Origin of the sequence: Niabella ginsenosidivorans (assembly GCF_001654455.1) — a bacterium.
Classification (GTDB): Bacteria; Bacteroidota; Bacteroidia; order Chitinophagales; family Chitinophagaceae; genus Niabella; species Niabella ginsenosidivorans.
The window spans coordinates 1,172,417-1,193,723 of record NZ_CP015772.1 but is presented as its reverse complement, the minus strand read 5'-3'; the positions used below and the strand labels follow the sequence as shown (position 1 = coordinate 1,193,723).

17 protein-coding genes are annotated in these 21,307 nt (G+C 44.9%); 2 read left to right on the top strand and 15 right to left on the bottom strand.

Annotated elements, in window-relative coordinates:
- Window positions 1-177: 177 nt before the first annotated feature.
- Complete coding sequence (gene rpsJ / locus A8C56_RS04915) at window positions 178-483, bottom strand: 30S ribosomal protein S10 (protein WP_008584585.1); 306 nt, start codon at window positions 481-483, stop codon at window positions 178-180.
- 307 nt (window positions 484-790) lie between these two features.
- Here rpsJ and A8C56_RS04910 point away from each other — a divergent pair, with 307 nt between their 5' ends.
- Window positions 791-1,282, top strand: a complete 492-nt coding sequence (locus tag A8C56_RS04910; RefSeq protein WP_067752832.1) for a hypothetical protein — start codon at window positions 791-793, stop codon at window positions 1,280-1,282.
- Here A8C56_RS04910 and A8C56_RS04905 read toward each other — a convergent pair.
- From A8C56_RS04905 to A8C56_RS04880, 6 genes are all read right to left on the bottom strand, one after another.
- On the bottom strand, window positions 1,279-2,052 hold the full coding sequence (locus A8C56_RS04905) for a phosphatidylinositol-specific phospholipase C/glycerophosphodiester phosphodiesterase family protein (RefSeq protein WP_067752829.1): 774 nt from the start codon (window positions 2,050-2,052) through the stop codon (window positions 1,279-1,281). The genes A8C56_RS04910 and A8C56_RS04905 overlap by 4 nt on opposite strands.
- Window positions 2,053-2,083: 31 nt before the next feature.
- Window positions 2,084-2,659 carry a peptide deformylase gene (gene def, locus A8C56_RS04900; RefSeq protein WP_067752826.1) on the bottom strand — a complete coding sequence of 192 codons (576 nt, stop codon included), beginning with the start codon at window positions 2,657-2,659 and terminating at the stop codon, window positions 2,084-2,086.
- Between the two features lie 171 nt (window positions 2,660-2,830).
- Window positions 2,831-3,247 carry a Holliday junction resolvase RuvX gene (ruvX, locus tag A8C56_RS04895; RefSeq protein WP_067752823.1) on the bottom strand — a complete coding sequence of 139 codons (417 nt, stop codon included), beginning with the start codon at window positions 3,245-3,247 and terminating at the stop codon, window positions 2,831-2,833.
- A 101-nt stretch (window positions 3,248-3,348) separates the two neighbouring features.
- Entirely contained in the window at window positions 3,349-4,284 is a 936-nt protein-coding gene (locus A8C56_RS04890) for a UbiA-like polyprenyltransferase (protein ID WP_067752820.1), read from the bottom strand.
- A 170-nt stretch (window positions 4,285-4,454) separates the two neighbouring features.
- Entirely contained in the window at window positions 4,455-4,985 is a 531-nt protein-coding gene (locus A8C56_RS04885; RefSeq protein WP_067752817.1) for an RNA methyltransferase, read from the bottom strand.
- Window positions 4,986-5,077: 92 nt separating this feature from the next.
- On the bottom strand, window positions 5,078-5,683 hold the full coding sequence (locus A8C56_RS04880) for an outer membrane beta-barrel protein (RefSeq protein WP_067752815.1): 606 nt from the start codon (window positions 5,681-5,683) through the stop codon (window positions 5,078-5,080).
- 148 nt (window positions 5,684-5,831) lie between these two features.
- Between A8C56_RS04880 and mutS the strand changes: the two genes are divergently transcribed.
- Complete coding sequence (gene mutS / locus A8C56_RS04875) at window positions 5,832-8,456, top strand: DNA mismatch repair protein MutS (RefSeq protein WP_067752813.1); 2,625 nt, start codon at window positions 5,832-5,834, stop codon at window positions 8,454-8,456.
- A gap of 13 nt (window positions 8,457-8,469) precedes the next feature.
- Here the strand turns inward: mutS and A8C56_RS04870 are convergent, their stop codons facing one another.
- The 8 genes from A8C56_RS04870 to A8C56_RS04830 all read right to left on the bottom strand — a co-directional run bounded on the left by A8C56_RS04870 (window position 8,470) and on the right by A8C56_RS04830 (window position 21,164).
- Complete coding sequence (locus tag A8C56_RS04870) at window positions 8,470-8,676, bottom strand: hypothetical protein (protein WP_067752811.1); 207 nt, start codon at window positions 8,674-8,676, stop codon at window positions 8,470-8,472.
- A 905-nt stretch (window positions 8,677-9,581) separates the two neighbouring features.
- Window positions 9,582-11,162 carry an eCIS core domain-containing protein gene (locus A8C56_RS04860; protein WP_067752805.1) on the bottom strand — a complete coding sequence of 527 codons (1,581 nt, stop codon included), beginning with the start codon at window positions 11,160-11,162 and terminating at the stop codon, window positions 9,582-9,584.
- 11 nt (window positions 11,163-11,173) lie between these two features.
- The gene (locus tag A8C56_RS04855) at window positions 11,174-12,904 is read right to left on the bottom strand and encodes an eCIS core domain-containing protein (RefSeq protein ID WP_067752802.1); all 1,731 of its coding nucleotides are present in this window, start codon (window positions 12,902-12,904) and stop codon (window positions 11,174-11,176) included.
- A gap of 26 nt (window positions 12,905-12,930) precedes the next feature.
- Window positions 12,931-13,755 carry a peptidoglycan-binding domain-containing protein gene (locus A8C56_RS04850; RefSeq protein WP_067752800.1) on the bottom strand — a complete coding sequence of 275 codons (825 nt, stop codon included), beginning with the start codon at window positions 13,753-13,755 and terminating at the stop codon, window positions 12,931-12,933.
- Between the two features lie 153 nt (window positions 13,756-13,908).
- On the bottom strand, window positions 13,909-14,211 hold the full coding sequence (locus tag A8C56_RS04845) for a hypothetical protein (protein ID WP_067752798.1): 303 nt from the start codon (window positions 14,209-14,211) through the stop codon (window positions 13,909-13,911).
- A 121-nt stretch (window positions 14,212-14,332) separates the two neighbouring features.
- Complete coding sequence (locus A8C56_RS04840) at window positions 14,333-15,661, bottom strand: eCIS core domain-containing protein (RefSeq protein ID WP_157097875.1); 1,329 nt, start codon at window positions 15,659-15,661, stop codon at window positions 14,333-14,335.
- Between the two features lie 10 nt (window positions 15,662-15,671).
- Window positions 15,672-17,855: a class I SAM-dependent methyltransferase gene (locus tag A8C56_RS04835; RefSeq protein WP_067752794.1), complete on the bottom strand. Its 2,184-nt coding sequence runs from the start codon at window positions 17,853-17,855 to the stop codon at window positions 15,672-15,674.
- Window positions 17,856-18,335: 480 nt separating this feature from the next.
- Window positions 18,336-21,164 (bottom strand): DUF6519 domain-containing protein, encoded by a 2,829-nt coding sequence (locus tag A8C56_RS04830; protein ID WP_067752791.1) that lies wholly within the window; start codon window positions 21,162-21,164, stop codon window positions 18,336-18,338.
- Between the last annotated feature and the right edge of the window lie 143 nt (window positions 21,165-21,307).

The following is a 21,307-nucleotide window of genomic DNA, read 5'->3' as shown; positions in this document are numbered from 1 at the left end:
CGGAATTGGGAAGTACCGGTAGTAAACAAACCCTGAATGGCTTGTTTTTATGTTTTACTTCAGTTTTACTTAAGAAGTGTATCTCAGAGCTCTTTTCTTCCCGCTTTTCGGGAATTGAGAGATGAAAAATGTTTAAAAAAGAACTATTGCCTCTGGCTTTGTCAGCCCTGCCGGGTCTTAGGCTTTGATCTCCACCTCTACACCGCTTGGAAGATCCAGCTTTGACAAAGCATCTACCGTGCGGGAAGAAGAAGTATAAATATCCAATAATCTTTTGTGTGTAGCCAGCTGAAACTGCTCACGGCTCTTTTTATTTACGTGAGGAGAGCGTAAAACAGTAAATATTTTACGGTGTGTGGGCAAAGGAATAGGCCCTGTAACAACTGCACCAGTGCTGCGCACTGTTTTCACAATTTTTTCAGCCGATTTATCAACTAAATTGTGATCGTAAGACTGTAATTTAATTCTGATTCTCTGTGACATTGGATAAATCCCAATTTTATTTGGGAGTGCAAATGTACAGCCTCGTTTTGAAATAAACTAATTTTTAAACAGATATTTCGTTTTTTACTGCAAAAAATTTAATAAGTAGGCCCGGCCAGATTGTAAAAAGAGTACAACCGGAATGCACAGCCAGATGGAACAAACCAGCAATCATCAATAATAATTACTAACCTTTAATAATCAATGAAATAGAATTAACAATCTTCCATCATCCGGAACCGGCACCAGATACAGGGCGTCCGGAAACCAGGCCCTTTACTGAATATTTCTTTTTATCTTTATACTTATGACAGTCCAAATCAAGGCATTTTTTGCAGCCGGGTTATTTCTTGCCGCCTGCCAAAGCCCCGATAATTCTCCGAAAACATCCTCAGCCGACAGTCTGATCAGCAAAACCGCAGTCCCGGCTACCCAAGCCGATATTCCATACAAAGTATTGGAACATTATTTTCTGAAGAATACGGTAAAAAACCAGACAGTACCGTTAAAAATAGAGTCAGAAGACCAATTTGAAAAAACATTTGGAGCTGCTGCTACCATGAAGAAAAGGCCAACTCCTGTTTATTTTGACCGGGAGTATGTTATTGCGGTTATAAAGCCGGAAACAGACACGGCTACCATACTTGTTCCCGTTAGCCTTCTGCGCGATTCTTCTAACAATATCATTTTTTCATATATCAACAGAAAAGCGGATCGGCAATCTTTTACAATGCGCCCTGTTCTGCTGATTGCAGTAAACAAAACGGAACAAGGCAATATTCAACTGAACGAGCGTTAAAACCGGTGCGTCAGGAATTGGCTCAATGCTGCAATCTTATCTGTATTGATGAAGCCTACCCCCATTCCTTCAAAAATTTTCCAGGCATTTTCATTATCCGGGGCTCCCCAGAAACGAATAGGTTTGCCTGCCTGTCCTGCGGCAAGGATGGCCTTTTCCAAAGCAGCTTTTGAAGCGCTGTCCGGCATGCCCTCCCCATTCCATTGTGAATAATCTCTGAAATTGGCGCTGAAAAGCACTACCCTGTCCAGGTTTTTTCCGGAATAACGGTAAGTAAGATCCCCGTCAAAACCTATAAATGCGGGATATATGAACAGGGAATCCTTATTGGGCTGGTTGCCGGTAATAACGATCCGGATGCTTTTATTATCAATAATATCAGGATATTCTTTTAATTCCCTGATGATAGCATCCAGCGTAGGAATCCCTGCTGTTTTACAATCAATTAAAAGGTTCAGTTGTTTTTGCGGATCAGCATAAACGAACCCGTTATTTTTACGGATACAGCTCCGCAACGGATCCAGGTATAAAGAGCGCAGTTCCCTGCCGGGTCTGATGTCCTTCGCATTATGCGCAACCGCCAACTGATGGTTTACGAGGAATACATCTGCTTCAACAGAACCAAATCCGTGGCGGTATGCCTCCCAAAAAGGTTTTCGCTGCTCATAATCATTATGGGAATGGGCGTTGGCAACCGTATATTTTTTGGACTGCGTATAGCCGTTAACCACAATCATCAAAAGACCTATAAGAAACAGCTCTTTTTTCATGCTTACAATGCCTGATTTATAAAAACATGTATTAATTAAATGACATCTTATAATCCACTTTTATTTTCCCGGTGGAAATATCATTCAGCTTTCCTTTGATCAGCTTCTTTTTTAAAGGAGGCAGGTAATCTATAAACAATTTTCCTTCAATATGGTCATATTCATGCAGAATGACCCTTGCAGTAATGCCGCTAAAGGTTTTCGTATGCTGCTGAAAATGCTCATCCTGGTAGGTAATAGTTACCGTTTCATTACGGCGGATATCTTCCCGGATCTTGGGAATGCTCAGGCATCCTTCATTATAGCTCCATAGCTCGCCCTCTGTTTCATCAACATAGGCATTGATAAAGACTTGTTTTATACCTTCATCACCGGGATAAAGGTCTTTGTCCTCTTCTTCAAGATTTTCAATAATCTGCTGGCTGTCTACAACAAAGAGACGGATCGATTTATTGATCTGCGGAGCCGCCAGTCCCACTCCATTGCTGGCATACATGGTTTCCCACATAGATGCTATGAGTTCCTGTAAACCAGGGTAACCGGCATCAATATCGGCTGCTACTTTTCTTAAGATCGGGTTGCCATATGCAACAATTGGTAATATCATAGCTGCAAAGGTAATGAGAATTTAGATTTCAGTTTTCAGTTATCAGCTATCAGTTTTCAGTGTCGAAGAAAACCATGGGCTATTGGCCATGGACTATAAACAAAGCCTCCTACTGCCTACTCCCCAATAGCCCCATTTCTAAATTAGCATAGCTCCGCATTTACCACATTTTCACATCCCGCTCCTACCCATATATTCCTGCAGCATAATAGTAGCAGCAATTTCATCTACCAGGGCCTTGTTCCTGCGCTGCATTTTTTTCAGCCCCATTTCCAGCATGGCGTCCTTTGCCATTTTGGAGGTATAACGCTCATCTACCGTTTCCAGCGGCAAAGCCGGGAAATGCTTTCTGATGTCTGCGATAGCCTTTTTCACCAGCGGCGTAGCATGAGTATCTGAGCCATCCCAGTTTTTAGGGTCACCGATAATGATTTTTTCAACCGGCTCCTGCAAACAATATTTCTTTAAAAATGGGATCAGTTCCCCGGAGTTAATGGTAGCAAGCCCGGTTGCAATCAGCTGCAACGGGTCTGTAACCGCTATTCCTGTTCGTTTTAAACCATAATCTATTGCAAGGATCCGGGCCATGGAAATGAGAAATGAAAAATGAGAAATAAGGAATATAAAATAAGCAATGTAAAAGTTAACGTTTTTAACCAATGATCGTCTACAAAACCATGAACCATTGACTATGAACCCTGCACCAGAAACAGATCCGCGATCACAAATACGGCAAATACAACGGATGCAATGCCGTTGGCGGTCATAAATGCCAGGTTGACCCTCCTGAGGTCATTGGGCTTTACAATGCTATGCTGATAAAGCAGCATTCCTGCAAACACCGCAATACCGCACCAGTACAACCATCCAAAGCCTCCTAAAAAACCTGCCGCTATTACGGAGGCCGCGCTCAACAGGTGCAGCAGTTCAGAAACCCGTAATGCACCCCGCCCACCCAGTTGCGAGGGGATGGAATATAATTTATTGGAACGGTCAAACTGTTCATCCTGCAACGCATAAATAATATCAAACCCGCTTACCCAAAATACCACAGCAAATGCAAACAATACAGGCAATGTATTAAAAACCCCGGTAACAGCCAGGTAGGCCCCTATGGGCGCCAATGATAATCCCAGCCCCAGCACCAGGTGGCATAAGGCGGTAAACCGCTTGGTATAGCTGTACCCCAGCACTACCAGAAGCGCTACTGGAGACAAATAAAAGCAGATCCGGTTGATGAAATAGGTTGCCACTATAAAAAGCAGGCCATTCAGGATGGCAAACCATAAAACACTTTTGGCAGATAAAATGCCTGCGGGTATTTCCCGCACAGCCGTCCGCGGATTCAGCGCATCATATTTACGATCCAGGTAACGGTTGAACGACATTGCGGCGTTCCTCGCAAACACCATGCATAACAGCACCAGCAAGAACAACCAGCCTTTTTCCCTGAAAAGATAGAGGGTCTTGTTCCACATGGTGGGCATGATGCCTGTAGCATTGGGCGAAGCATCACTTATGTCCAGATCCCTTATCCCCAGAAAAAACCCAATAAAGGCAAAGGGCATGGCAAAAATGGTGTGCGAGAACTTTACCAGGCTCAGATAATTTTTTGTAACAGACATCGGGCAAAATTAACGGACTTCACGCAATCGGCAAGCATTGAGAATTCAGATTTGTGCGATCAGTTATCAGATGTCAATGAACTATGAACCATTGACTATTCACCATTCACTATTGACTTTTAGTCATGAACCATAAGCTATTAATAGTTAATGCCGATAGCACCTCGGGATCAGGGAATACTTTTCCTTACCAGTTCCCATAAAACCACACCGGCGGCAGTGGCTATATTTAAGGAATGTTTCATGCCCAGCTGGGGTATTTCAAGACAATCATCACATAAGGCGATCGTCTGCTGCTCAACACCTGTTACTTCATTCCCAAACACCAGGGCTATCTTGCTTTTTCCATCCCATTGCAGTTCATGAAGCTTTTTACTGTTTTCTACCTGTTCTATCGCCAAAATGGTATATCCGTTCCTGTGCAGCGCTTCAATAGCTTCCGGGGCACTGGTAAAATGCTTCCAGCTAACAGATTCCTCAGCCCCCAGGGCCGTCTTTTTTATCTCCTTATGCGGCGGCTTTGCCGAATATCCCGTAATATAGATTGCTTCTATCAAAAAAGCATCGCAGGTGCGGAACACACTGCCCACATTATAAGCACTTCTAATATTTTCCAATACGACAATAATCGGCATCTTTTCCGATTCCTTAAATTCTTCCACGGTCTTTCGTCCCAATTCTTCCATACTTAATTTTCGCATACTGCAAAATTAAAACTCATTAAAGAAAAGTGCAATAAAAAACCGCCCGGAAATAAATCCGGACGGTTGGCACTTTTTGCTATAACTGGTTACTACTTCATATCATTTTTAATTGCCTTCAACTTAGAACCGGGAAGGTAGATCTGGAAACCAACGCCCACATTAATATGGTTGATTGTAGGAGTTGTACCAAAACCTAATGTCAGATCATATTTTGCCAATGCCTCTAAAGCAATGTTCTCGTTAACAAAAAATGCCACACCTGGCCCGATGCCTACATTAAAGCCGTTTGTAGTAGCGGCATCTTCGCCTGGAACTTTGGTATTTGATCCGGCAAAGCCTGCATTTGCTTCTGCAAAAAAGCGAACGGGTTTCGGAGCATTAATTTTTACTTTCTCCATTTGAGCATCTCCAAAATAATACCTTGCCAAAGGACCAATATTATAAGTAAAGGTATTTCCAGCATGTTTTTTTGTAAGATATCCCAATCCTACCTGGCCACCGATCGCAAAATTATCCTGGATAAACCATGCAGCCTTTGGAGTAACGCTTATCCCAAACGTGGATCCCCCTTTTTGTAAATCAGCGCTGATATTACCAATATCTCCACCAATCAAATAATAGCCTTTTTGTGTTTGTGCATTTGCACCCATTGCCAACGTAGCGAGCACTACGGCAGAAAGCAGTAACTTTTTCATAATATTAAGATTTTATGAACATAGACCAACAATTATGCCATAAGGTTGCTTACTATTTAAAAATCAGGCGCTATTTTTTTCGGCACCCTCTTAAAAACCAGGCAGGCAGTCCCTTTAAAATGGCCTTTTCGCCCTATTTTTGTGCGTCATGGCTAAAGCAAAGAATAATCCCCTGGATACGCCGCTGATGCAGCAGCACAAGGCTATAAAACAAAAATACCCGGATGCAATCCTGTTGTTCCGGGTGGGCGATTTTTATGAAACTTTTGGCCAGGATGCGATTATTGCTTCCCAGGTGCTTGGCATTACATTGACCAAAAGAAATAACGGCGCAGCGGCCTCTTTAGACCTGGCCGGCTTCCCGCACCATTCTTTAGACACTTATCTGCATAAATTAGTAAAAGCCGGTTACAGGGTGGCGATCTGTGACCAGTTGGAAGACCCAAAACAGGCCAGGGGCATTGTGAAACGGGGAGTAACAGAGATGCTGACCCCCGGCACCGCTATGAATGACAAGCTGCTGGAGCACAACAGTAATAATTTTCTTGCGGCTATTCATTTTACAGATGATGATGTGTTTGGGCTTGCTTTTTTAGACCTCTCAACCGGCGAATTTTTTATTGCGGAAGGCGACCAGGAATATACAGACAAGCTGCTACAAAGCTTTCGCCCGTCAGAAGTTATTTTTCAGCGGCACCAGCAAAAGAAATATAAAGAATATTTTGGAAGCAAAACCTATATCTACACGTTAGATGAATGGATCTTTGACGAGGCTTACGCCCGGGACATCTTATTAAAACATTTCCAGACCCATTCCTTAAAAGGATTCGGGATCGATGAAATAAAACTGGGCATTACTGCAGCGGGAGCCCTTATCCATTACCTGAAGGACACAGAACACCCCAACTTACAGCATATTACCGTTATCGGCAGCATTCATAAAAATGATTTTTTATGGATGGATAAATTTACGATCCGCAACCTGGAACTGATCGGCGGCCAGAATGACCAGCAACACACCCTCTTGAAAGTGCTGGATAATACCGCATCTCCTATGGGCGCGCGTTTGCTGAAACGCTGGATCGTTTTTCCATTGATCGATGTGCATAAGATCAATGAACGGCTGGAGGTAGTAGAAGTGCTGATCAGGGATACTGACTTAAGACAGTCCCTGATACAGGCCATTAAACACTGTGGAGATATTGAGCGGCTGGTAGCCAAAATACCTGCCAAAAAAATTAACCCGCGCGAGGTATTACAACTGGCCAGAGGACTGCAACAGGTAGCTATCATTAAACAGATCTGCCTGGCGCACAGCAACCCCTATCTGCAACGGACCGGAGATGCCTTAAATTCCTGCCCGCTTATAGCCGAAAAAATTTTTTCGGAGATCATTGAGAACCCGCCGGCGGTTGCGGCAAAGGGAGGCATGATCCGGGATAATGTGCTGGCAGCATTGGATGAATTAAGAAATATATCGAAGAACGGGAAAGCGTATTTAACACAGTTACAGGCAAAAGAAGCCGAGCACACCGGGATCAGCTCCCTGAAGATCGGCTTTAATAATGTCTTTGGTTATTATCTTGAAGTAACCAACGTACATAAAAACAAGGTGCCCGGTTCATGGATCCGGAAACAAACGCTTGCCAACGCGGAGCGTTATATTACACCTGAATTAAAAGAATATGAAGAAAAGATCACAGGAGCTGAAGAAAAGATCCTGGTACTGGAACTGCAGTTGTATGATCATTTGCTGAACGAGCTATCCGATTACCTGGCACCCATTCAAACCAACGGGAACCTGGTTGCCGTACTGGATTGTCTTTGCTGCTTTGCGCACAATGCCATCCAGTACCAATACAAAAAACCGGTGGTATATGAAGGGGCTGAATGGAATGTGAAAGAAGGCCGGCACCCGGTTATTGAACGGAACCTGCCTGTTGGTGAGAGCTACATCCACAATGACCTTGAGCTTAACAAAACCAGCCAGCAGATTATTATTCTTACCGGACCTAACATGAGCGGTAAATCGGCACTGCTACGGCAAACGGCACTGATCACATTAATGGCACATATGGGGAGTTTTGTACCCGCAACAGAGGCAAAAATTCCTTTAACGGATAAGATCTTTACCCGGGTAGGAGCATCCGATAATTTAAGCGGTGGTGAAAGCACATTTATGGTAGAAATGAATGAAACCGCCTCCATTATTAATAATATTACTGACAAAAGCCTTGTGCTGCTCGATGAAATCGGTCGCGGCACTTCTACCTATGACGGTATTTCAATAGCCTGGAGCATAGCAGAATATTTGCATGAATCTCCGCACAAGCCTAAAACACTGTTTGCAACGCACTATCATGAATTGAACGAGCTGGAAGAAAAAATGGAGGGTATCAAAAACTACCACGTTACCAATAAAGAGATCGGTAATAAAATTATTTTTCTCCGTAAACTGGCCCGTGGAGGCAGCACCCATAGTTTTGGTATTCATGTGGCAAAAATGGCAGGCATGCCCCCTTCTTTAATTAGCCGGGCCAACGAAATCCTGTCCCAGCTGGAACATAAGCATGTTGATGAAAAAGAACAAGGCCGGTCTGTTAAGGAAAAAGTGAAAGACATAACAGTTCCCCAATTCCAGTTGTCCATCTTTGATGCGCACAGTGCTACTTTTGATGCGATACGCAAATCACTCGCTGATATTGATATCAACCGGTTAACACCCGTTGAAGCCTTGCTGAAACTGCAGGAAATTAAAGGGCAGATAAAATAAGGCTGCTACCTCATCACAAAAGCATATAACGCCCGTTTTTAAGCACATAGGTCACCTTTAACCGGTCCAGTTGCAATAAGTAATCCCGGATCCGGGCCTGGGCTTCGCCTGTAGAGGCTAATTCATTTGTATCCTTATTATAAACAGCGTCCATCCATTCATTTAACTGTTCCAGGATAACGGCTGCCTTTTTTTTATTGTTTGAAGTTTTTTTTTGCATAGCCTTATTTTATAATGAGCCGGGATCAAAAATAATAATTCATTTGGGGCTGGCCCAAAAGGTTCCTTGATTGTCATATTGAGTTTTTTATTTACGCTACCTGCCCTCCGGGAGCTATCCAGTATACATATCTTTTGCCAACAGGTATAAGGGTTTCTGATTATTATGCGCTGCGTTTTTCTTGTTTTCAATTCCGGAATATAATTACGACTACTGCAGCCAACCGGCTCATAGCGCCTCTTTTTTACGCAACAGATGTTTATCTTTTAACAAGTCATTCCAGTAAAAAAGTAGCGCAGTGATGACTGTACAACAGCCCGGCAGTGGAGTCTGCGGCCTACCTCTTCATTAGCATTTTGGGGTTGCTTTTTCGATTGGAATCTTCGCGTGCGTGGGAAGCCAAAAGGCGGAGCATTCTTTTGGCCAAGCCTTTTTGCCAACCTTTTGTGGCGATTGAAAAAGGTTGAAAAAATGAAGAGAGGAAAGCCTGTCATTACCTCATTCGAATTTTCGGATGATTTTGTAACTTGAATAAGACAGCTCAGTATTACAAGCCTCAAAAATGATAAAAAAAAGTTGTGTGTACAGCGTAGCCTCCGGGAGGCGGGCAAAAACGATGAGGCAATGACAATCATTCTTACGGGTTACCCTGAAGATGTCATCCCGGACCTGTTCCAGGATCTGTTTTTGTTTCAGGGTCTGTTGAGTGATCATATACATAGATGCTGAAATAAATTCAACATGACTAAGGTAGGATTGGTTTTCAACGTATAATGTAATCTGTCATTGACAGCGCAGCATAGCGAAGTCGAAAGGTCTCAGAGTTGAAGAGATGCTTCGGCTACGCTCAGTATGACGAAAGTATAATTGATCCCGGTGTATTATTACGTTTGAATTCGGGGTGATCAGGGATGCGAGATCACGCCCGTGACGGCATCCCGTACAACAGAGAACCGCCAGTTGCGTGAAACCAGCGACCGGGCAGCGCCCACGTTTCCGGTCGTGGTAAGCGGAAGATCCCTGACACGGAACAACGCAATCCGGAAATTCAGATCGGCACTGTCACCGCTGTTAAAGGTTCCGTCCGCCCTGCCCGGGCTGTCGGTTGCTGTAAAGGTTCTTCCCGAAACATTATAGTTCCACCTTGCGCCTGCGGTGCTCCAGTAAATGGGGTCAGTGTCCACCGAATCTACCTGTTCCGCCGCAAAGTTATAAGGAACATTATTTCCATACATGGTCACCGTAGGGTTTGCAGGGCCCGGAACACGCAGTATCTGGCCCCGGATAAAATTCACCAATGCATAATCCCTTATATTCAATCCCTCGGGAACGGATACATTAAACCGGATATTTTTTTGTGAAGTTGTTGCCGTATCCGTATAGGTATTATTTGTAAGCGTTAAAGTAATGCCCCGTTCCAGCATTTGAATGGCCGGTCCTCTTTGTGATGCATCTGTAGCGGATTCCGCCAGCATTTCTTTTCCGAGAAAGCGGGCCGTATCCGCTCCTATTTTACCATCCTGTGTTTTGTTATTCTCTGCCTGCCACTGAACCACCGTATTCACAAATTCCTCATCAATAACCGGTGGTTCAGGACTGATCCCCAGCACATCTCTTAAATTACGGATCTCCTCCCCGCTCCGGAACCGCTGCTGGTTAAAGCGTATGGCTTCCTGTATTTCTTCAGGGGTCAGCTCCCGGGCAACCGCTGCAGGCCCTGGTGGTTCCACAGCAAGATCTCTTTGTACAAAGTTATGCACTGTACTTCCCTGCTGAACGGTATGCACCAGCTCATGCGCCAGCAACCGCCTTCCCTTTTCCGATCCGGGCTGATACTGGTTAGCTCCAAAAACGATATGATTGCGGTGAGTATAGGCAAGCGCATTCATGCTTTTTGCAGATTCATGAGCCAACGCATTATCATGAATTCTGACCTTTGAAAAATCATACCCGATCCGGGATTCAAAAAATTGCTTATCACCGGGGTTTAATGGCCTGCCGCCTGATAAATGGGTAACGTAGTTTTCTGCAGGCGGGTATTGTTTATGATTTTTCCCGGACAGTTCCTTACGCTGAATGATCCTTTCGCCCTCTTCTTTTTCATCTTCCCCCGGTTTTCGCTCTGCGGCGTGCCTTCCTTTTTCCTTACGTTGCAGTTCTTCGTCCTCTTTTTCACATGCTGCACATTTTCGCTGAACTATCTTTGCCTGTTCTCCCTGCGTTTCCGCCACTTCCATGCGCATTACTTTTTCAGCAACAGCATCCGCCTCCTGCTCAAAGATATCTCCGGGCTCATTGATAGTCAATTTTGGCTGAATGGCCGGCCGGTGAATAGGAAACCGCATAAAATCAAAAGCAACAGCTTCCTGCTCCGGCAAACCAGCGCCTTCGGCATCATTTGTCTTTACCAAATCCGTTTTAGCTGATTTAGCGATGGCAGGCTCATGTGTATTTGCAGTTGCCTGCTTATGTAAATAGGTAGTCATCCGTTTTGATTTTAATGGTAATGACAATCATTCTCCCTGCTATCGGATTTTGCAGTTTGCCAGTTCTTGCCGTTATAAAATTCCACATTGCCTCCAAACAGCATTCCCGGCTGGCCCTCCTTTCCGGGATTGGCCAGCGTAACGGTTCTCCAGGAATCCCTAACCGCATCCAGGCCGGCGTTTGTGCTCAGATCAATTGCACCTTTTTTTATCAGGCTGTCTCCGAATGCCCTGCTCACCTTTCCGCCATTCAATGGTGCGCTGTATTTATACCCAAGTATGAGCGCGTTGGGAAATTTGCTCTCATAAATCTTTGCTACATCTTTACAAATTGTAGCGCAACTGGTGCTGGCAACCAGTTTTACCCTGCTGATCTTTTTAGAAATAGCGCTGATGTCAAAACAACTATCACTGTTATCATTTGTATATAAGCCCGGCCTTTTATATTGAGCATATTGATGTCCGGAAAAGAACACCATATCCGATTTTTCAAAAGATCTCGTCGCTTCATCCGTTGTCTTTGGTGATTGCGGATCGGGATCATCGCCTGTCCAGGAAGTTGTCGGAAGCGTTTTGGCTGTGGGCTCTACCTCAAAGCCAAGCCGGTCCGATTGCTTCAGAAACCGGTCACTAAAATCATAAGCAGATGCCGTGTAACCCAGGAATGGCTTATTCAGCGCATCATGCAGCTTCTTAGCCGCCTTTGATGAGGCTGCTGAAAGAAAGATGATGATTTCTTTTCGCTGGTCAAAAGGAACCGTTACTGCCATTTTTACGGTGGCTTCCACTTCAGCATCGGGCCAGTCTTCTTTTTTGGCCGCTTTTACGCAGCGCAGGGCAGCCAGGCAGCGCAGCTGACCTTCTTTGCTCAGCATACTGTCTTTGGCATTTTTAGCAGCGTCTGTATTACTGATCAGCGCGTCCACCTCCGGTTCCGTAAGGCCGTTTAATTTTTCCAGCATTATTTTCATCCATTGCCCGTTCAACCATTGATAGGCTTCTTTCCATTCGCCGGTGCTGATATTCTTTTTTAACTTTACAATATCGGTATCTTCCTGCTTGTCTTTCCGCTCATCCCGCCGGATCCTATTGCCCTGCTGCATGGTATGTACCAGTTCATGTACCAGCAGCCGGCGCCCTGCTGCTGTTTGCGGATTGTACTGATTCTTTGCAAAAACAATATGATTACCGTGCGTATAAGCCAGTGCATTCAATTCTTCTGCAGACCTGCTTGCCCGGGCGTCATCATATACGCGGATCTTAGAAAAATCATACCCCATTTTTGATTCCAAAACATTGCGTTCCTTATCCGTTATTGGTTTACCACCGGATAAATTATCCAGATAACCTTGAGTAATGACCGAAGCGGGGCTATCTTTTGTACCCGTTTCCTTACGCTGTATGCTTTTCTCTTCCTCTTCGCAATGGCTGCACCTGCGCTGCAAGTTATATAACGTTTTAGTACAGGTCTTGTCTGGCATACGCATCACTTTTTCTGCAACCGTACCGGCTTCCTGCTCATCCCGATAGCTATCCGGGTCATTGGATTGATTAACGGAAAGCCCGGGCTGAACGGCAGGCGGGTGCAAATGCATTGAGCTGAAATTACGCACCGTATTAAGATGATCAAATGCGTTTAAAACAGGCTCTTTTTCTGTACTGGCCTGCCGGCGTGCATGCTGCCCTTTGCAAAAGCTGGTATCCCGCTCTGAAGTTCTTAATGCCGTAATATGTAGCTTCATAGAAGAAAAGTAGTATACGATTCCTGTTATTGTTCCACCAATGGCTGAATTGAAAAAACATCCAGCTTCGATTGCCGGAAGTTCCTTATTCTTTTCAGCACTGCAATACCATTGCTGGAACCGCCCTGGTTGGTATTTCCTTCCACGGTTTCAAATACATCCGTACCAATTGCTGTAATAATGCCGGTATGCACCCAGTCGTACGGTGTTTTTTGCAGCAAAAAAATGTCACCGGGTTTTACAGCAGAAGGATTACTCCGAACCGTTGTATAACGGCTTAACAAGCCCTTTTGTAATCCTGTTGTTCCTACCGTATCACAACTATAGGTAAGCGGCATTAATTTCTTAAAGTTTTTATCCAGTCGGGAAGCCGCCTGGTCAATAATGGTTTGCACAAAACCCATGCACCAGAACCAGGGAGTGCCTTCATTACCGTCCATATAAGCCCGTACCCAGGGGCCCTTGTTCGACTGGCCGGCATAATTCAATTCAAAAGGATTTTGCTGCGCATGCCGGACTGCTGTATTAACGACCAACTGGCGCAGGTCATTGCCGGCAACAGGTACTGTAAATGCATTTGCCAGGGGTGCGCAAAGGAGCGAAAATGTATTTTGATTTACAATACCCGATTGGGGGATCCCCGTTGCTTTTTGAAAATTGATGACCGCTTTTTCCGTTGCGGTGCCAAAATCGCCATCAATTCCTGTTGCTGTCGCCACGATGGGATGCACCATTGAATAAAGGGTAAGCCAGGATTGTATTTTTCTTACATCGGTTTTTGTGTTTTCGGCGCCATTCTTTTTTTGGGTTGCGCTTATCGTCAATTCTTTTAGATAGGCTGTCTTTTGCATAATGTATCGTTTAAGAATGCAGGTAAAAAAATTATAAACTATTATGATGATCCTTGCGGCAGAGTTCCGTACAAAACAGAATTTGTTGTGTAATCAGTTTAGCATTTTTGATTGACCACTATCTCAAGCAATGGCGTGGTAACAAATGATACATCAATTGAAGAAGGGCTGTTGGCCGCCTGCAAAACCGATGGCCCTTCTCTTCAGTGCTGCCGGCTGGCTGTCCCATAGTTTCAATTTCAGCTGATCTGTCAGGATCGTAAACTGCGGGGTATTGACGCCAGGATTATCTGCTACTGTAGCAATACCGCCACTTAACGCATCTGTTTTAGGCTCAGCGGGCGAAAAGGAATTGGGTAACTCATGATCCCCCTGCTTTTTCTTATCATTCTCCTGGCGTTGAATCAGCGATGAATTACCGGCATGCAGAACGGGCCGACTGCCGGAATAAACCATGCCCGGCAGTGGTTGTTTTACAAACCGGTTTTTGGTGAATGGTTCGGAAACATTCTTCCCTGATCATTAATGGTGTTACTTGTTTTCACAATGCATTTATAGAATCAGCCGGTAAAGCTGCTTAGTTCTTTGGAATATATTCCTCTACCTTAAAATCCCCTTTTACAAGACGATAGGTGGTTGCTATTATATTCTGATCGATGTAATTCTGAATGTACTCGGTTACAATACCCCCGCCAAATGCATCGATCACAAATAATTTTCCCTTTACATTTACAACCGTGAAATAATGATATTCTGCCAGGTGATTGTCATCCATCTGCTTTTGACTACGTTTGGCCTCCACCACTACATAATTGCCATGTTTTTTTAACTGTGCCCGGATCTGCTTTTCTGCATTCTTCCAGTTCACTGCTTTGGAAAAAGTATTTTTTTCAACCACAAAGCCGTAACCGGGCGTACCTTCCTGCCGGGGATTGCAAATAGCTTTGTTTACCTTACCTGTCTTTAAATAGTCAGAAAGTGCTGCGGCCGTTGCCGGGCAGTTCAGCGCGCAATACTGACCGGCCGCATAGGGCGGATTGATCTCATTGATCTTTGACCGGGTAGGATCATAGGCAACATCTTCAAAGCGGTCTACCGTAACAAATTTATCAATGATCTCTGTTTTTATATATCCCCACCGGGTGGGTTCATCCGACTCTTTTGCAAATTTTTCACCCAGTATAACACTGACATCCTTATCCTTTTTTGTGGCTCTGATACTTCCTTTGAAGGCCTTATCAAAAACACGCGAAACAATCGTTATAAACTGGTCATAATAGGAAAAGTTGTTTTGCCAGTCATTCTTAAAATTCAACTCGGCCTGCTTCCCGTCCGTTGCGGCATCGCGCTGTATCAGCCCGTTTTCTTTTATTCCTTCCTGCTGTATAACATGTGCCAGCTCGTGTGCCAGCAATCGTTTACCCACCGCGGTCTGGGGTTGGTACTCATTGCTTCCGAATACGATATCGGTTCCCTTTGTATAAGCCCGTGCATTAATAGACCGGGCCGAGTTATTGGCTACCGGATCTTTATGAATGCGTACCTTAGAGAAATCATAGTTTAGTGCCGACCCGAAGAAACGCTGATCAGCCATATGCATTGGCTCACCTCCTGTTATATTACTGCTGTACTGCTCTGATGATCCTGCAATGTCATGCATTTGCTGACTTACTGCTTTTCGTTGTACGTTCTTTTCTTCTTCCTTGCAATGGGCACAATTACGCTGCATTGTACCCCGAACAGACATTCGCATTACTTTGTCTGCAACCGCATCTGCTTCCCGCTCTTCCCGATAGCTATCGGGGTCATTAGGTTGATTCACTTCCCGCTTCGGCTGAACAGCGCGTGTATTCCGAATGCTATTTACAGTAATAGCAGCTTTTTCTTTTGTTGCAACGGCATGCATTTTCAGGAACTTATAATTTCTGTAAAACAACCAGGGTGCCCGCCATTCCTACCTGTTGATATATTCCCTTCCCCAGCAATTCATGAACCAGTTTTTTTATACCGGGATAATAATCGGCATAATCATGGAACGCCACCATTCCGCCCGGCACAACCCAATCTGCAAACTGCTTATAATCTCTTAACGCATTCCGGTAATCATGCAGCCCATCAATAAAGAGTAATGAAACGGGCGCTTCCCAGTGCACATTATAGGAAAAATCCTTAATAACACTCACCACATCTTCCAGCTTTGCCTCTTTAATATTCTTCATAAAGGCGTCATATGATGGTGCCACTTTATGAAGCACCTGATCGGCAGCTCCCACTTTTCCATTATGCGGATCTATGGCCGTGAGCTTTCCCGACGGGGACACCGCTTTCAAAACGCTGCCCAGTAATACCGTAGACTTTCCATGATAACTGCCTACTTCAATAACAGCATGTGGTTCCTTTAGCCTTGAGAACAGCTCCGCACAACAACCCAGCAATAATCCTGCTTCCTCTTCGCTAAACCAGCCTTCAATCTGCTGCACCTTGTTTAATAATCGCTTTGTCTGAAACCCTTTTGGCAATGTTGCTTTTTTCATAATGGATTGATTGGTTTCTTTGATATAATAATTACATTTTTCGCGGATCGTTTTGCGTATCGCATCATGAAACATACGGGGAACCGGATGCAGCCAGTATACCTTATCATTTTTCAACGCCTTTTGTAACTCTATCCGGTTCACCGGTTGCCGGTACCGTACCAGTTCATAGCTGCAGGGATTGGAATGGATCTCATATCCTAATAATCGGATCAGCGTAGGTAAAATAACTTCTTCCGTGGCCCATATCCTGGTTTGCTGCATGATCTTTTGCAACAGGATATTCTCTTTAAAAAGTTGTAAAAGCGCCCGTACGGCCTTCATTGTAAAAACAGCGCAGGGCCAGAAGGTCCAGTGCGCAAAACACTGCCCGCCACCGGGGAATTGCTTTAGTAAGGGTTCCCAAAGCTCATACTCATTAAAAGCAAGGCCGGCTACATAGTTGGTTTTATTAAAGCGTTCTACCCGGGCCGCGTTGCTCGACAGCATGCCTGCCTCCGGCAGCAACGCCAGGTACTTACTGATATAATCGGTATACCCCGGACGGACACATAACTGATCCGAATCTACTACCGTGATAAATGAATTATCAAAATGATCGGCTGCATATTGAAAGCAATCCAATGCAAAACGGTGCAGATAGCCATGTTTCATTGCAGCAGGTTCCGGATGAATTATTATATTAAACTCACGGGGAAAATCACTCTGATCCAGCTTCAAATTACCCGTCCCCCCGTTATACAGTAAAATAATGGAATCGGGATCATGATACTGCAGGTTACGGACCAGATCCCGGATGCATTCTTTTTTTTCATGGACCAGACAGGCAAAAACATTCTTTGCCACATGTCTTTTCTTCCTGCCTGGCAAATCATGCAGCGGATGTGCTTCAATTTCAGGGTAAGTAATTTTACCATTGGCATAAAACTGCCAGTCATCCTGCATCAGGCGTTGGATCGCCTCCTGGTTGTTCGGGTGCCACCAGGCTCCTGATATATCTTTGGGGCTTATGTTAGAAGGATGGATCAGATGAACAGCAAAACGATTATCTTCCAGCGCCCCAACCTCTTCCGCTTTCATATTCCAGACAAAAAGCCCATCCATGCCTACATTAATATCTGCAAAATGATTCCGGGACCAGGCTTCTTTCCGGTAACACAGGGAGCTGCCGAGCAGCCAGGGCTTCTGACCCGGAGGGTACCTGTACTCAAAAGTATTTTTGCTGCCAAGATCCAGGTAAAGCAGCTGGTTAATACCGCACACCTGTTTTTTTTCATTCATCAGCGATGTAACCTGATACCCCAAGCGCCAGGGAGCATACCAATCGTCATCATCCCAGTTGGCAATAATAGAGCCCCGTGCATATTGACAGGCCATGTTCAGCTTTGCGCCGAGTGTGATCTTCCGGGGGAGGTACTTATAATAAATATTGGCATGTTGCGGCACCAGGTCTTTTATACAATCCGTACCGTCATCAATAATCACCAATTCTTTGTTGGGATAATCCTGCTGCAAAAAATACCGGATCGCATGCGGTACAAAGGCACGGCGATTATACGTAGGCATAATGCAGGATACCAAGGGGAGATCAGCAACTGACACAAAAAAATTTTATGGAATGAGGGAAAGTGTATTAATAAAAAAACGAGGACAGTTGTACCGACCTCGTAAATGCATACCACGGGATTCGAACCCTTCAACTTGCTTCACAAACTAAGATACCAAGTAGACTAAACGACCACTAAGACTCAAAGACTGCTTACAAACGATCAATACCAAAGAAATGTGACATGCATAATAAAGTTAAGCAATTTTACAGGCGGAAACAAATTTATAAGCGTGTTTTTTATACCTAATATCAGGTAGTGAGAGCCTGTTGTTGCCAGGCTGTTGTTAAACCGAAACAGAGAGATGCAAAAAACATTTCTGCTCCTGTTTTTAAAAAAGGCCGCTCTTACAGAGCTCCAGCATCAGACAGCCCTGCAGGGTGTCATAGAGGTAGCAACAGGAGATAGATCCCTTTACCTTTTATCTGCAAATGCTGCATCAGGGCGTATTGGTGCCTGCAACGGATACCGCGCCATTCTTCACCTGTACGGAAACAGCTTTGCTGGGCACCACGTTCCATAGCACCACCCATTGGGCATTGGAAGGCTTTTGCTGGAGCGGATTTATATTAATGCCAATATCAAATGAGCTCTTTTGATTGCCATCAGCTGCACCCGCAAAATTCTTCGTAATCATTAAACGCGGACCCAGAATGCCCCATACTCTTATTCCGTCAATCGCTGAAGTATTGCCTGCACTGCGATTAATATACAGGGTATTATTTTCTACCAGTGCATTTTTGCAGTTGCCGATAAAAATGCCATAACGGTCCTGTTTGCCCAGTACCCTGGGAAGGAATACCGAAATGGAGTTCCCGGTAATGGATACATTTCCCAATGTATCCGGGTTTCTTGTGGCCGTTCTGTGGCTTACACCCACATGCACTCCCTGTAGTACATTTGAAATAATATTGTTATTGATAAAAAGATCCTTACCTGTCTGGCCGCCTATTGTAATACCCTGTGCTGCTATTGTACCGGCAGTTGCTGCTGCAACAACACTTTTAATAAGGGCTGCTATATTTACATAGGCATCCTGCAGCCTTTTATCAGTAATCAGTTTCAGCGCCAGATCACTGATCCTTTTTTGAAGTTCCATAACTGACCTCGCAGGCGCAGGATAGCTGGCTGTCATGGCACGCTGCCAGTCGCCTTTCAATGACGGATCTGTCCGGAAATTAACCGTAAAGTTACCAGAGGTAATGGTCACATTATTGGCGCCACTGCCCTTAGTCCTTCCTATCACGCCTTCATGAATATTTGAAACCAGCAAATCTTTAATAGCCGCCCTTGAAAGTCCGGGGTTATTATCCGATACATAGGTACTGATGGTATTCCGTTCAATATAACAGGCGCCCGTATTCACGACCAGTATGCCCTGCTGCCATCCACCAACTGAAAGATCACAATCTTCAATGCGCACAGCTGTTGGCAATTCCGTAGTACCTTTAACCGTAATGCCGGTACAGCTTCTCAATGTACCGGAACCGGTTTTCAGCGATACATGATGCATGGTAACACTGCTGCAGCCTGTAAAATTGAATATGCCATTGAGCCCTTTTACCAATGATTTATCATTTGGACTTGCCGTTCCGCCTTCAGCATGCAGATCTGTGATCGTAACCGAACTGCATTTATCAAATAACACTGCAGCTTCTGCCTTCGGCGAAAGGATGCTGGTGGCAAGCCCTGAACCAACAAGCCTTAAGTTGCCTTTTCCACTAACGGTAACCGGCTTTTCGAGCGGATACTGCCCTGCCGGCAAACAGATCTGCGCATCCATACCCGCTTTTACACTTTCAAAAACAGCTTCCCACCCGTTGCCGGGTTTGGCAACATAGGTGCACAATCCACCCCCGGTTTTCTGGCAGAGCTGATCCAGCGCCTGCTGCACATTTTTAATATTGGAAGGAAAATTACAGGTATTACTGTTAAAACAAATGTCTTCGGCACAGATTTCTGTAAGGGATGGAAACAAAGGACGGCAATCCGTACTGCTTAATTGTCCGTTCTGAACCACAATAAGGGCCAGACGGCAGTAATGCCGCCGGATACCTGACGGCGCCATAGGTACAGGATTCTTAGCGCTGTCCACCGGCCATTCAATACCCGCAGTAGCGGTGCGTGCCGGGATCAGCCAGTAATCTCCTTCATTATAAGTACCTGCACTAAATGATAACCGGATGCCATTTTCCAGGTTCACCCAGCCATTCTGCATGGAAATCCCGTTCTCCATAGCCGTGCCCTGCACATCCCAGCGGCGCAGTTTCAGCCCGCTTTTTGTTTCATACTGTACAATAGATGTTTTAAAGGTGATCGCTCCGGTAGCAATATCCACGGATTCGATCTGTACCAATTGATTTCCATCGATGGTAGGCTCTGTTTCTACGATCTGCACCCATTGACCATTTGTAAACCCCAGCACTTCATCCTTACCCGTATCAGCTACCTGTGCTACACTTCCGGAAACCTTTATAATACTGGTTTCAATCGATGCATTATTACGCGCCCATATATAGCGGGCAGTATTCCGGTCGCCACTTTTTAAGATCTGCACCCGGTACAGCTGGTTTTCCAGCCCGGTGAACCCTGAGCTGGGAGGCAATACACAGGGTTGTTGTACTGCGGTATTCTGAACCGCCTGTACATTTAATGTGCCTGTTGGCCGGGCAACAAGGCTGTCCCATTCCGGAAATACCGTTGTACAGGTTGAAGCACTATTGATAGCCGAAACAGGCAGCAGACGCACCTGCCATAAATTTTTTAACCGTACCGTAGTGTCGGCTTCTCCCAATGCCACTTCCTGTATCTGCGGATCATCCCAAAAATTGACTTCCTGTTGCCATCCTTTTAAATAAACGATATAAGTGCCGTTTTTCAGCGCAGCAACAGGCGGACTGGCGGGAGGGCTCAGCGGGCTTGACGGAGGATTGAAAAAAGAAAGATCCGGTGAGCGATAATGCGGCTGATGCAGGTAGCTGGTTGCTCCTCCGGCCTCCAGCTCAAACAGTAATCCATCCACATAAATTCTTCCGGCGGCAATACCCAAATCGCTTCCATTCTGCAATACAGATATAGCAAACCCGCCGGGTTTCTTCGGCACACCGGTTAACCCGATCACATCTTTGGCTTCTGTATGGGTACGGTATTGCTGAATGTCTACCTGCTCATTCCAGTCAGCATCAAGCTGTACCCTACCCTGCTGCTCAAGCACGGCGCTATAGTGCTTTTTTGAATTAAAAAGTTTGCGCGAAAAATCACCAGGCATATTTCAGTTTTTAAAAGTTAAATCAGAAACATTTTTCCGGCTCGTGCAATACGGACCGAAGTTTTAAATTAAAACAGCTGACTTAAGCGGTTGGTGAAGGCACCAACTGTGGCGAAGAAAAAGTTAAGTCAAGCAATATCTTT

Coding starts and splice junctions, on each gene's coding strand:
- A8C56_RS04880 (WP_067752815.1), bottom strand. CDS start 5,683: ATGAAAAAGTTACTGCTTTCTGCCGTAGTGCTCGCTACGTTGGCAATG.
- A8C56_RS04840 (WP_157097875.1), bottom strand. CDS start 15,661: ATGCATGCCGTTGCAACAAAAGAAAAAGCTGCTATTACTGTAAATAGC.
- A8C56_RS04860 (WP_067752805.1), bottom strand. CDS start 11,162: ATGACTACCTATTTACATAAGCAGGCAACTGCAAATACACATGAGCCT.
- A8C56_RS04890 (WP_067752820.1), bottom strand. CDS start 4,284: ATGTCTGTTACAAAAAATTATCTGAGCCTGGTAAAGTTCTCGCACACC.
- A8C56_RS04905 (WP_067752829.1), bottom strand. CDS start 2,052: ATGAAAAAAGAGCTGTTTCTTATAGGTCTTTTGATGATTGTGGTTAAC.
- A8C56_RS04910 (WP_067752832.1), top strand. CDS start 791: ATGACAGTCCAAATCAAGGCATTTTTTGCAGCCGGGTTATTTCTTGCC.
- A8C56_RS04835 (WP_067752794.1), bottom strand. CDS start 17,855: ATGCCTACGTATAATCGCCGTGCCTTTGTACCGCATGCGATCCGGTAT.
- A8C56_RS04830 (WP_067752791.1), bottom strand. CDS start 21,164: ATGCCTGGTGATTTTTCGCGCAAACTTTTTAATTCAAAAAAGCACTAT.
- def (WP_067752826.1), bottom strand. CDS start 2,659: ATGATATTACCAATTGTTGCATATGGCAACCCGATCTTAAGAAAAGTA.
- rpsJ (WP_008584585.1), bottom strand. CDS start 483: ATGTCACAGAGAATCAGAATTAAATTACAGTCTTACGATCACAATTTA.
- A8C56_RS04850 (WP_067752800.1), bottom strand. CDS start 13,755: ATGCAAAAGACAGCCTATCTAAAAGAATTGACGATAAGCGCAACCCAA.
- A8C56_RS04845 (WP_067752798.1), bottom strand. CDS start 14,211: ATGGTTTATTCCGGCAGTCGGCCCGTTCTGCATGCCGGTAATTCATCG.
- mutS (WP_067752813.1), top strand. CDS start 5,832: ATGGCTAAAGCAAAGAATAATCCCCTGGATACGCCGCTGATGCAGCAG.
- A8C56_RS04855 (WP_067752802.1), bottom strand. CDS start 12,904: ATGAAGCTACATATTACGGCATTAAGAACTTCAGAGCGGGATACCAGC.
- A8C56_RS04885 (WP_067752817.1), bottom strand. CDS start 4,985: ATGCGAAAATTAAGTATGGAAGAATTGGGACGAAAGACCGTGGAAGAA.
- A8C56_RS04870 (WP_067752811.1), bottom strand. CDS start 8,676: ATGCAAAAAAAAACTTCAAACAATAAAAAAAAGGCAGCCGTTATCCTG.
- ruvX (WP_067752823.1), bottom strand. CDS start 3,247: ATGGCCCGGATCCTTGCAATAGATTATGGTTTAAAACGAACAGGAATA.